Raw genomic sequence first — 12,118 nt, 5'->3', positions numbered from 1 at the left:
GGTCCCCGCTACTAAAGGAAAAGCTGAGGTGTAAATCTTGGCTTTTTTTATGCGCTACTAATCTATTGTAGCCATGGTATATCCTCCAGGGTAGGCGCACTTTCCTTTCATCTAATTTCCCATTGTTTGGTTGTCCACATTTATTGAAAGATCAATTTTTGATACAGCTTTATGCTTCTTCTTCGTGCACATGTGATAGGTTGTATAATGCGTGTTTATGCAATCGTTTGTCTAATTGGCGCAATCGATTTCGTTGTTTGTAAATTTTGATATCCTACCATCTTACTTTAGTTTTAGCATTCATGTACCTAAATTTTGATTAGTAAGCTAATCAATTTTTAAACTAACTATAAAATATTATGATTTCAAAGATTCTTGAAAATCACAAGTTGAGTCTGTTATCAATAGCTTTACTCCTATCAAGTTCGCACAACTTGGCAAATGCTAATGATCTTCCAGTTGCGGGCCAAAATGTATTGTTGCATGGCGCTGTTTATCAACAAAAAGTGAATGGAAAAGTGCAGTCGACGGACGGCCCATTGGCTGGAGCAACCATTAGCGTTAAGGGGAGCGGTAAATCGACATCGGCAGGAGCAGATGGACGTTTTACAATAGATGCTAAAAATGGTGATGTACTGGTCGTTACAAGTGTTGGTTATAAAACACAGGAAGTGACGGTGACAGGACCGGTTGTTAACATCAATCTGGAGTCCAATAGTGAAGCACTTGAGGAAGTTGTTGTCGTTGGGTATGGAACACAACAGAAAAAAGAAAGTTTAACTGGTGCCCTTCAGGCTGTTAAGGGAAACAAATTACGTGATGTCACTACGCCATCGGTTGAGAATATGCTGAATGGTAAGGCTGCCGGTGTATATGTTGCACCAGGGGCTGGTAAACCGGGGTCAAATGGTGGTGTTGTGATTCGTGGTCAGGCAACCCTAAGCGGTACGACGAGTCCGTTGTGGGTCATTGACGGTGTGATTGTGGGTTCGAGCCCCGGCGATATCAATCCTGACGATATTGAGTCTTTAACCATTTTAAAAGATGCAGCGTCCACTTCCATTTATGGTTCACAAGGTGCAAATGGTGTTGTTGTCGTTACAACAAAAAATCCTTCGGCATCCAAAACAAGCATTAGCTTTTCTACAAAAATGGGTATCAACCAACTTTCCAATGGGCACATGGAAATGATGGATGGTGCTGAACTTTATGACTACTTTGCGTCATTCTCCAATCAAGATAAAATTAAATTTCCACGCTGGAACCCTGAATTACGCAATAGTAATTTCGATTGGTGGAAGCTAGCAACGAAGACTGGATTTGTTCAAAACCACAATTTATCCATTCAGGGAGGAAATGATAAACTACAGTCTTATTTGTCTTTAGGGTACTACAACGAAGCCGGTGCTGTAAAAGGGTATGATTACGATCGTTATAACTTTAGATTACGTACCAACTATAAGCCTTTTGACTGGTTGACCATCAAGCCATCTATTGCCGGTTCGAGACGTGCGGTAGATGATCGTCAATATGATGTCAATGCCATGTATGGAAACCTACCTTGGGATAGTCCATACGATACAAATGGAAATTTAGTGCCACACCGTTATAGTGGCTGGGTCAATAATGCAAGCACGAATTACTTGTATGACTTGCAATGGAATCATAGTGCCAATACCAATTATGAATTTATGGGTAACTTAGATTTCGATGTCAAATTAACGGATTGGTTGACCTTCTCTTCTGTCAACAATTATCGCTACAATACGTATTCTGACAGTGGTTATCAAGATCCGCGATCAAACAGCGGTGAAAGTGTAATTGGGCGTGTGATGGATTACCGCATGGAGTTTGCGCGTCGTTATACCAACCAAATCTTGCGTTTCAACAAGACCTGGGATAAACATAGTCTGAATGGATTGGCTGCATACGAATTTAACGACTACTGGACAAAAACTTTAGATGCTTACGGAACGGGTATTGTCAATGGTTTCGAGGTATTGGATGTTGTTGCAAAGCCAGAACGTACGAAAGGCGGAATTTCCGAATGGGCAGTACAGTCATTCTTGTCGAATGCAAACTATGCATACGATAATAAATATCTGGCACAGGTGTCGTTCCGTCGAGATGGAGCATCCAATTTTGGTACCAATGCAAAATATGGAAACTTCTTTTCCGTTAGTGGTGGCTGGAATATCAATAAGGAAGAGTGGTTCAAGGCTGATTGGGTAGATAACTTAAAACTGCGGGCGGCTTATGGATCGGTAGGTAATAGACCAAGTTCATTATATCCGCAATATAGTCTTTACTCGGTGTCTGCATCATCAAGTTACAATGGTATACCAGGGGCATTAATTAGCCAAATCGGTAATAAAGATCTGACTTGGGAAAAAACCTACACAACTGGTTTTGGGGTTGATGCAGCCTTGTTTAAGAATAGATTGCGATTCAATGTTGATTATTATGACAAGAAGACTGATAATGTACTTTATCAAGTGCCAATCAGCGGTCTGACCGGTGTCACTTCTATCTGGAAAAATATTGGTAAGATGCAAAACCGGGGGATTGAATTGACCATTGGTGGCGACATCGTTCGAAATGACAATGTACATTGGAGCTTGGATGTTAATTTGAGTCACAATATGAATAAATTGACCGAGCTATTTGCGACAAAAGATGCCAGTGGTAATCTAGTTTCAAAACCAATTATCGCAGGTGACGGATCGGGTATCGCTGGATCAGCGCAACGTCTGCTTCAACCTGGTTTTCCGGTAGATACCTATTACTTAAAAGAGTGGGCTGGTGTTAACGTAGATAATGGTTTGCCAATGTGGTATCGATACGAGACAGATGCCAATGGCAATGAAACAAGGACAACGACGTCGAACTATTCCAATGCAACCTTCCGTAATGTAGGAAAAGGAAATCCGGATCTTTTCGGCGGTTTCAGTACGGCTTTAAGTTATAAGCAGTTTGACCTGAATGCCGTGTTCGGTTTCTCCTTGGGTGGTAAATTATATAATTATTCGCGTCAGGAATTTGATTCGGATGGAACCTATACGGATCGTAACCAGATGAAATTACAGGATGGTTGGAGCCGTTGGGAAAAACCAGGCGATGTGGCCACTCACCCGATTGCCAGATACGATAACCAAGATAAAGGTAATTCGCCATCAACACGCTACCTGGAAAGTAACAATTTCTTGAAAATGAGATCACTGACCTTAGGGTATAACTTTAATCTAAAGAAATACAATATCAAAAATTTACGCGTCTTCTTAGCTGGAGAGAACTTGTTTACGATTACAAACTACTCGGGCGTCGATCCAGAGCTTCCTTTGACTGAGCCTGATGGCAAAGGCGGGGGCGGTCAAATGATTCGATCTACAGGTGTTTCTGTATATCCTATGGTGCGTAAATACATGTTCGGCGCAAGCGTGACATTTTAATTTTAACGTTTAGAAAATCAATAATGAAAAAGATATTAATCGGACTTTTGATCGCAGCGGCAGTATCTTCCTGCGATATTGATCGTCTTCCTTATACTTCGATGGACGAAGAAAATATAGCAAGTAATCCTGATGCAATGGTAACAGGTACTTATGCGCAGTTAAAAGCTTGGTCTGATCCGATGCACCGTCTTGGTGAATATGCCGGTGATAATATGATGATCCGCGGGTCATCCACAGATGCGTTCTACGAATTTATCTCCTATGCAAGAACACCGAATAATTACCGTTTGCAGAACTTTTGGGATAGCGGTTATAAAGCGATTGCCCAATCGTCGAACCTGATCAAGATGTTTGCTGAAGGTCAGAGTCCAGAAATGGATAATAAGATAGGTGAATGTTACTATATCCGGGGGATGATGTATTTTTACCTTTGTCGCGCATTCGGGAAGCCTTACTACCAAAGTCCAGAAACAAATTTAGGCGTTCCGATTGTCAATGGTACACCTGAAGATGTTTTCAATGATTTGAATTTACCAGACCGTGCGTCTGTAAAAGATACTTACGCGCAAGCGATCAGTGATCTGAAAAAAGCAGAAGCTTTAATGACACTTGATAAAGGGGCAGCATATGCGTCTGAGGGTGCAGCGCAAGCTATGCTTTCTCGTATCTATCTGTATATGAGTGGTACATATAAAAATCCAAATGCGGAATATGCACGTCTTGCTGTAGAATATGCGGATAAAGTGATTAACTCAGGCAAATATGTCCTGTTGGGCCGTGAGCAATTTATGAAATACAATACATTTAGACCTGAAGATAACAAGGAGACCATCTTTGCAGTGAAACGCGTGGCTTCTGAATTTTCGGGCGATGATCACTATTATGGTATTGGTGGTATGTACTCGAATATCGGTGGTATGGGCTGGGGTGAGATGTATTCCAGTGCCAAGTACATTGATTTATTGAATGAAACTGGTCGCAATGACTGGAGACCTGATCATTATACGATTGTCGATGCGCGCGCAGCCTTTATTGAACCTACTTATTCAAAAGATGATGCCGGGAAATATTCGACGGTGTTTCGATTTATTAAGCAGGATGTGCCCCAAAAAGCAGGTGATCCGGTTACATTGAGTTATGTGCAGGCTCCTGTTACTATTAGCGGTAGTACCGTTACTTGTAAAGATGGTGAAAATGTCTATACATTGACTGCTGTCAATGCTGCACAGCAAACCTATAAAATTGCCTATGCAGATGGTAAAACATATGTAGGTATGATTGATTATTATATTTCCTTAAACCGTGCTTATCCACAGTTTTATATTGTGAAGTGCTCACGTGAAGGCGAGGAATCACAGTTGCACTCACCAGTCATCAGCCGTTTAGGTGAAATTTATTTAAACCGTGCTGAGGCTAATGCAAAATTAGGTAATTATGGAGCTGCTTTAAATGATTTGAATACTATCAGAAATCGTTCTATTGTAAATGGTGGCTACGCATCGCTCGATGCAAGTAATGCATTTAAATTGATTGATAAAGAACGTCAACTGGAGCTGGCCTATCAGGCGGAACGCAGTTACGATGTTTTTCGTAACGGAGAACCTCTAAATAGAACATATCCTGGACCGCAGAAGCAGTTCGAAGATATTGCACCAACAGATTTTAGAGTAACCTATTTTATACCACAAGATGCGATAAACTCATATCCGGGCAAATTGACACAGAATCCAACGTCTAATTAGAATTAGATGTATACGATCATTTAATCAATATAAATGGCTTTACTTCACGGTAAAGCCATTTTTGTTTTTGTGTCTCAATTATCCCTTTCGAATCCGTATCTTTGTTCCCTTAAGTATAATTTTAGCATAAAAGTGCCACCTGCTGTGATAGTGGGTGGATCAAATAAAATAAATATGGCAAATATTGTTGCAATTGTTGGTCGTCCAAACGTTGGTAAATCTACCTTATTCAATCGTCTTACAGAAAGTAGAAAAGCGATTGTCGATGACTTTAGTGGGGTGACGCGCGACCGTCATTATGAAACAGCCGAGTGGATCGGAAAGAGATTTACAGTAATTGATACAGGTGGTTTTGTACATGGTTCAGATGATGTCTTTGAAGAGGCAATCCGTGATCAGGTCTATATCGCTATTGAAGAAGCGTCTGTCGTGATCTTTATGGTAGATGTCACTACCGGAATTACCGATTTGGATGACGAAATCGCTGATATTCTGAGAAGAAGTTCCAAACCTGTTTATGTGGTAGCGAATAAAGTCGATCACGCAAAATTGCACCATGAATCGGCTGAGTTTTATGCCTTTGGATTAGGAGAGGTGTTCAATATTTCCTCAGCTACAGGATCGGGTACAGGAGAACTGTTGGATGCTGTTGTCTCTCATTTTGAAGAAGAGCAGGAAGAAGATGAAGCTTTACCTAAATATACGATTGTTGGTCGCCCAAATGTGGGTAAATCCTCTTTGACAAATGCATTGATCGGTAAAGATCGCAATATTGTTACGCCAATGGCTGGTACAACACGTGATTCAATCCGTATTCATTATAATCAATATGGACACAACTTTTTATTGATCGATACGGCAGGTCTTCGTCGCAAATCCAAAGTAAATGAAGATATCGAGTTTTATTCGGTCATGCGTACCATTAAAGCGTTGGAAGATTCTGATGTGACGATTTTAATGCTCGATGCGCAAGATGGATTAGAGGCGCAGGACGTTAATATTTTCAACCTGGCAGAGAAAAACCGCAAAGGTATCGTGATCGTTGTCAACAAATGGGATTTGATCGAAAAAGATAATAAGACCATGAAGGCGTTCGAAGATCGCATCAAAGAAAAAATAGCGCCGTTTACTGATGTACCTATTGTTTTTACTTCGGTGACTGAAAAACAACGTGTTCTTAAGGTGTTGGAGGTTGCTGATAAGGTATATGCTAACAAAACAAAGAAAATTCCAACGTCCAAGCTGAATGAAGTGATGCTGGATATTATTGAAAACTATCCACCACCATCCTTAAAAGGCAAATACATCAAAATTAAATATGTAACACAATTGCCAGGAAGAACACCGATGTTTGCGTTCTTCTGTAATTTACCACAATATATCAAAGATCCATATAAGCGCTTTGTAGAGAATAAATTACGTGATAATTTTGACTTTACTGGTGTGCCAATTCAAATATACTTTAGACAAAAATAGCTTTCAAGCAGCGATTAGACATGGACCATAATCTCGTTTTATACAATACCCTTTCGCGAACAAAAGAAAAATTCGAACCCATTCATGCCAATCTCGTTGGTATGTACGTCTGTGGCCCGACTGTATACAGTGATGTACATTTGGGTAACTGTCGGACGTTCGTGTCTTTTGATTTGATTTTTAGATACCTACGTCATCTTGGCTATAAAGTGCGTTATGTACGCAATATTACGGATGCGGGGCATTTGGAAGGCGATCGTGATGAGGGAGATGACAAGTTTGCAAAAAAGGCAAAATTGGAACAGTTGGAGCCTATGGAAATTGTACAAAAGTATACGATAGGTTTTCACGACGTATTGCGTCTTTTTAATACCTTGCCGCCAAGTATTGAGCCTACGGCGACAGGGCATATTTGCGAGCAGATCGAGATGATCGAACAGATTATGGAGAATGGCTATGCTTATGAAAGGAATGGTACCGTATATTTTGATGTTGAAAAATACGTTGAAACATATGATTATACGATATTGACCAATCGTAAATTAGAGGATATGCTCAATAACACCCGTGAATTGAGTGGTCAGGATGAGAAAAAGGGGCGTTTGGATTTTGCCTTGTGGATCAAAGCAAAACCCGAAACGATCATGCGTTGGCCCGCTCCTTGGAGCGTTGGCTTTCCGGGCTGGCATATCGAGTGTTCAGCCATGAGCAGAAAGTACCTGGGCGATCAGTTTGATATTCATGGTGGTGGAATGGATTTGGCTGCTACACATCATACCAATGAAATTGCACAGTCTGAAGCATGTAACCATACGAGTCCTGCAAAGTACTGGATGCATACCAATATGTTGACTGTAAATGGTGCCCGTATGTCTAAATCTGCTGGAAACGGATTCTTGCCGGGCGAGTTATTTACAGGAAATCACCCCTTACTGAATAGAGGATACTCGCCGATGGCTGTACGCTTCTTTATGCTACAGGCGCATTATAGAAGTACTTTGGATTTTTCAAACGAGGCACTGGATGCAGCCGACAAGGGTTATAAGCGCCTAATGACTGCTATAAGCCTCTTAGATAAATTGAAAGTATCGAAAGGTGCTGATTCATTTAATTTAGCGGAAATCCGCCGCAAGTGTTACGCCGCTATGGATGACGACTTTAATAGTCCAGTACTCATCGCCGAGCTGTTTGAAATTGTACGTATCATCAACTCAATTTATGATGGTAAAGCGAAAGTGTCGGCTGAAGGATTGGAAAACCTGAAAGTATTCATGAAAGAATTTGTCGAGGATATCCTCGGGCTTAGAAACGATCAGACATCCGCATCTGATGATATTGACGATGTCATGAATCTGGTTATTAAGCTACGTAATGAAGCAAAAGCAAATAAAGACTTCGTTACCTCAGATCGTATTCGTGATGAGCTTAATACTATTGGAATTCAATTGAAAGATAGCAAAGAAGGAACACTTTGGAATAAGATTTGATAGAGAAGAAATCGAATTATAAAAGAGGAAATCATTTTGCGTATGAATTTTTGGAATAGGCTATCTGTTGTTACATTGATGAGTGTTGTTGGTACAACACTACATGCACAGATACCCGAGAAAGTTGGCAGCCTCCTGCAGGCAGATAAGGATGCAGCAGCATTGGCTAAAGCATCTACGCCGCACCAGGCATTTCTTTCGATTATTGATAAAGAATCTACGTTTTATGTTCCGTCAGCAGTAAATGCTTATAATTATCTGAATAATAGACCAAATATTCCGGATGTCTTACATTGGCAACCTACGTTTGCGCTGATTGCCAAGAGTCAGGAGTTCGGTGTGACTTCGGGGTCTATGGATTTTCAGAAGGTAGGTGCGCGATTGCGACACGGAGAATATCTCACCGTATGGAAGCGGAATAAGAAGGGCAAGTGGCTGGTCGATATTCGCGCCGAGGTGGAAAACAATGGGAACGATGGTGAATTTGATTTGGAATATATCGAACCTACTGATTCTTGGTATCTGAAACATCGTTCTAAAGTACGCTTAAATCAGCGGGAAGATATTGTTTTAGAAACAGACAAGTTAATGTCAACAGTATTGAAAGCCGACAACCCAACCGCTTATAGGGAATTTTTAAGTGAGGATGTACGGTTTTTGTTTCCGTGGACTAGTCCGATGGAAGGAAAGGCTACTATGATGGCCTATCTCAAAAAACAACGGATGACGATAGAGACAGTCCCCGAAGAAGTAAAACGTTCGTATAGTGGAGATTTTGCCTATACAAAAGGAACGGCAACGGTGAGACAGAAGGATAAAGTTGTCAAGTATAATTATATTCGCATCTGGCAACTCAGTGAATTGGCGAAAGATGATGTGAAGAAGGCCAATTGGAATATCCTGATTGAGATGATGTTTGAGAAATAATAACGGAGACTGCAAAATAAAAAGGGCTTGAATATCAATTATTCAAGCCCTTTTTAGGTGATAAGTGTTTTAAGCTTATTATTTTCTCCATTTTTTCAATTCATCACATGAACCAAATTCGTCACTGATATCAATAAATGTTGTTTTGGATTTATCGTCAAACCATTTGCTCAGATTGCGATTGATTTTATCTTGTCTGGCCGCCTCTTTAATTTTGGTAAAATCCTCGTCCAAATTAGCTTTGTGTGGAGGGATACGTGTTTTTAAATAGTTGAAGCGATAGCCAACATCGCCCATTTTGTCTGTAAATTGCACAGGTTTGGAGTATTCTCCCGGTTTTAGCTGATCGATTGCTGTAAATACTGATTTTTCCAAGCCATCCATAGGAATTACGGTTGTACGGCTCGATCCTTCTTGATTAAGGATCATACCACCATTGAATTTACTTTCCTCTGCATCCGAATAATTTGTGGCAGCGTGATAGAAATCCATTTTTTTGTCAACGACTAATTTATAGATACTGTCCAGTTTATTTTTAGTCCGTTCTAACGCTGCGGCACCAGGATTAATCTTCATTAGAATATGGCGTGTGTGAACCTCTTCGCCACGTCTTTCGAGTACCTGAATAATATGGAATCCATATTTAGATTCTACAATGGGCGATATTTCTCCAGGTTTTAATTTAAATGCCATTGCAGAGTATTCCTTGACGTAGTTGTCGCGTGTACCGAAACCCAAATCTCCACCGTAGGGTGCTGATCCTGGGTCTTGGGAATATATACGAGCCATTGTACCAAAATCAGAGCCCTCTACAATCTGTTTTCGGATACCTTCAATTTTGTCTCGTTGTTCTTTTTTTTCCTCATCTGTCAACTTCGGCATCATGACAATTTCACCAATTTCGACTTCAGTATTGAAATAAGGGAGGCTATCTTGATTCAGGCCTTCAAAATAACGTTTTACTTCCAATGGTGTTACGTCAACTTTTTGAACAATGTTTTGCTGCATTTTGTTCGCTTTCAACTGCTCAAAAACACTTGCACGCATTTCTTCCTTGTATTGTAATAACGAGCGGTTGAGAAATTTCTCAAGACGTTCTTGACCTCCAGCCTGTTGTGACATATGGCGTAAACGGGAGTTAAGGTTGTCGTCAACTTCGGTTTCTGTTACATCAATAGAGTCAATTACGGCCTGTTGGGAAAGCAGTTTCTGAATGATTAATTGCTCAAGTACACCGCATTTAAAGTTTTCATTAGGTTTGTTTCCTTGCGCTAACCATTGCGAATATTGCATATCCACGTCGGACTGTAAGATAATGCCCGATCCAACTGTTGCGACAACACGGTCAATCACCTGACGTTGCGCTAAACTAGCCTGAATTGAAGCTAAAAGCAATAAAAACAATATATAAATGTTTTTTTTCATTCGTATAAATTATTTATGATATTTATGAGTGTCCACCATTTGTTTAAATGGGCTCTTTTCACTCGGTCATTTGTTCATGATTTATTCATTATTAAAGGCTTAGGCCTTTGCAGATATGTAAGCTAATTATATTCAATATATACTTTTTTGAACAACAGCACAAAATTATCAGATTATATGAATTATTCGTACTTTTATTTAACAATATTTTTGCACTCCCCATATTTTAAATGGGTGATTTTGGAATTGTTAAAATTGATGCGCTAAAATACGCATTTGCCTATTAGAAAGGGCGGTTTTAACCAAATTTAACAAGTCTATTGACGATATTTGTGCCGATAAAATGGTTGCGGGTTTTTGAATTTAAGCACCGAAAAATGAATACATAAATTTAATCGAGGTCGCAAATAGTGTATACACAAACCCGTAGCAACGATCTCATTAAATACATGGGTATCAATTTATAAAATAATTTCGATGAAAAAAGCATTTATTTACTTAATGACAATTTTACCTTTCGCTAGTTTTGCACAACAGACTCCTATGTTTGTCGGTACTTACACTAGCAAAACTGAAAGCAAAGGTATTTATGTCTATAATTTTGATGTCAAAACTGGTAATGCAACGTTGTTGAGTACACAGGAAAGTAAAGACCCTTCATTTCTCGCCCGCAGTAACAACTTTATCTATGCTGTTAATGAGGTTCCGAATCAAGAAGGGACGGTTTCTGCTTATTCTTTTAAAGACGGGCATTTAACATTTCTAAACTCCCTCCCTTCAGGTGGAGGGGCGCCTTGTTTTGTCGAGGTCCATCCTAACGGAAGCCTGCTGGCCGTAGCAAACTATACAGGCGGATCTGCGGCTCTATTTGATCTAGAAAGTAATGGTGTCTTGAGTAAAAGAGCGCGACTGATACAACATGAAGGTAAGGGCGTTGATCCAGTTCGGCAAGAAAAACCACATGTACATTCTACTTTTTTCTCTAAAAAGGGCGATAAGTTGTATATCCAAGATCTTGGTCTGGACGAGGTCTCAATTTATTCAGTCAATAAAACTGGAAATACCTATAGTCTCGCTGAGGAATCGGAAGATATCTTTACTCCTGCTGGGGGCGGTCCGCGACATATCGTTTTTGATAAGAAAGAGAAATTCTTGTATGTTGTATTGGAAATGACGGGTCAAATTGCCTTTTATAAGAAAGATGGCAATGCCTGGATGTATCAAAGTACATTTGATATCAATCCGGAAGGTTTTAAAGGAAGTAACGGTGGGGCAGATATCAAGATGTCTGCTGATGGCAAATTTTTGTATGCAACCAATCGGGGCGATGCCAATACGATAGCTACTTTTTCGGTAGAGAAAGATGGAGAATTAAAGAAAATAGCCAATAATTCGGTAAAAGGTAAGGGACCGCGCAATTTCAATCTTTCTCCAGATGGTAAATATCTTTTAGTTGCCAATCAATACACGAACAACATTGTTTTGTTTAGCCGGGATACGAAAACTGGTTTGTTAACAGATACCGGGAAAGAAATTTCTGTGCCTGCTCCTGTTTGTATTCTATTTTAATCAAGGTAAGAAGATTTTTAAGAAAGGCTCAATGGACTTT

The 12,118-nt window shown here is 40.0% G+C and carries 7 protein-coding genes; 6 read left to right on the top strand and 1 reads right to left on the bottom strand.

Annotation, left to right across the window (positions count from 1 at the left end; genetic code table 11):
• Positions 1-359: 359 nt before the first annotated feature.
• The 5 genes from B3139_RS10700 (at position 360) to B3139_RS10680 (ending at position 9,084) form a co-directional block, all read left to right on the top strand.
• Entirely contained in the window at positions 360-3,449 is a 3,090-nt protein-coding gene (locus tag B3139_RS10700; protein ID WP_293882763.1) for a SusC/RagA family TonB-linked outer membrane protein, read from the top strand.
• 23 nt (positions 3,450-3,472) lie between these two features.
• On the top strand, positions 3,473-5,194 hold the full coding sequence (locus B3139_RS10695) for a RagB/SusD family nutrient uptake outer membrane protein (protein ID WP_293882760.1): 1,722 nt from the start codon (positions 3,473-3,475) through the stop codon (positions 5,192-5,194).
• Positions 5,195-5,368: 174 nt separating this feature from the next.
• On the top strand, positions 5,369-6,670 hold the full coding sequence (gene der, locus B3139_RS10690; protein WP_209580350.1) for a ribosome biogenesis GTPase Der: 1,302 nt from the start codon (positions 5,369-5,371) through the stop codon (positions 6,668-6,670).
• 20 nt (positions 6,671-6,690) lie between these two features.
• Positions 6,691-8,157, top strand: coding sequence for a cysteine--tRNA ligase (cysS, locus tag B3139_RS10685; protein ID WP_209580352.1), 1,467 nt, complete (start codon positions 6,691-6,693; stop codon positions 8,155-8,157).
• A gap of 42 nt (positions 8,158-8,199) precedes the next feature.
• On the top strand, positions 8,200-9,084 hold the full coding sequence (locus tag B3139_RS10680; protein ID WP_293882753.1) for a DUF4440 domain-containing protein: 885 nt from the start codon (positions 8,200-8,202) through the stop codon (positions 9,082-9,084).
• Positions 9,085-9,162: 78 nt separating this feature from the next.
• Here the strand turns inward: B3139_RS10680 and B3139_RS10675 are convergent, their stop codons facing one another.
• A complete protein-coding gene (locus B3139_RS10675) occupies positions 9,163-10,509 on the bottom strand; it encodes a peptidylprolyl isomerase (RefSeq protein ID WP_293882749.1) in 1,347 nt (448 codons plus the stop codon).
• A gap of 477 nt (positions 10,510-10,986) precedes the next feature.
• On the opposite strand from B3139_RS10675, the gene B3139_RS10670 reads away from it, so the two are divergent.
• Entirely contained in the window at positions 10,987-12,078 is a 1,092-nt protein-coding gene (locus B3139_RS10670; RefSeq protein WP_293882746.1) for a lactonase family protein, read from the top strand.
• Positions 12,079-12,118: the final 40 nt, after the last annotated feature.

The organism is Sphingobacterium sp. UBA1498, from assembly GCF_002325125.1.
In the GTDB taxonomy this organism is placed as follows: Bacteria; Bacteroidota; Bacteroidia; order Sphingobacteriales; family Sphingobacteriaceae; genus Sphingobacterium.
This window is presented reverse-complemented; position numbering and strand designations above follow the sequence as displayed.

What these genes read in the sequence shown, in the direction of transcription:
- B3139_RS10680 (WP_293882753.1), top strand. Translation starts at nt 8,200, where the DNA reads ATGAATTTTTGGAATAGGCTATCTGTTGTTACATTGATGAGTGTTGTT.
- B3139_RS10670 (WP_293882746.1), top strand. Translation starts at nt 10,987, where the DNA reads ATGAAAAAAGCATTTATTTACTTAATGACAATTTTACCTTTCGCTAGT.
- cysS (WP_209580352.1), top strand. Translation starts at nt 6,691, where the DNA reads ATGGACCATAATCTCGTTTTATACAATACCCTTTCGCGAACAAAAGAA.
- B3139_RS10695 (WP_293882760.1), top strand. Translation starts at nt 3,473, where the DNA reads ATGAAAAAGATATTAATCGGACTTTTGATCGCAGCGGCAGTATCTTCC.
- B3139_RS10675 (WP_293882749.1), bottom strand. Translation starts at nt 10,509, where the DNA reads ATGAAAAAAAACATTTATATATTGTTTTTATTGCTTTTAGCTTCAATT.
- B3139_RS10700 (WP_293882763.1), top strand. Translation starts at nt 360, where the DNA reads ATGATTTCAAAGATTCTTGAAAATCACAAGTTGAGTCTGTTATCAATA.
- der (WP_209580350.1), top strand. Translation starts at nt 5,369, where the DNA reads ATGGCAAATATTGTTGCAATTGTTGGTCGTCCAAACGTTGGTAAATCT.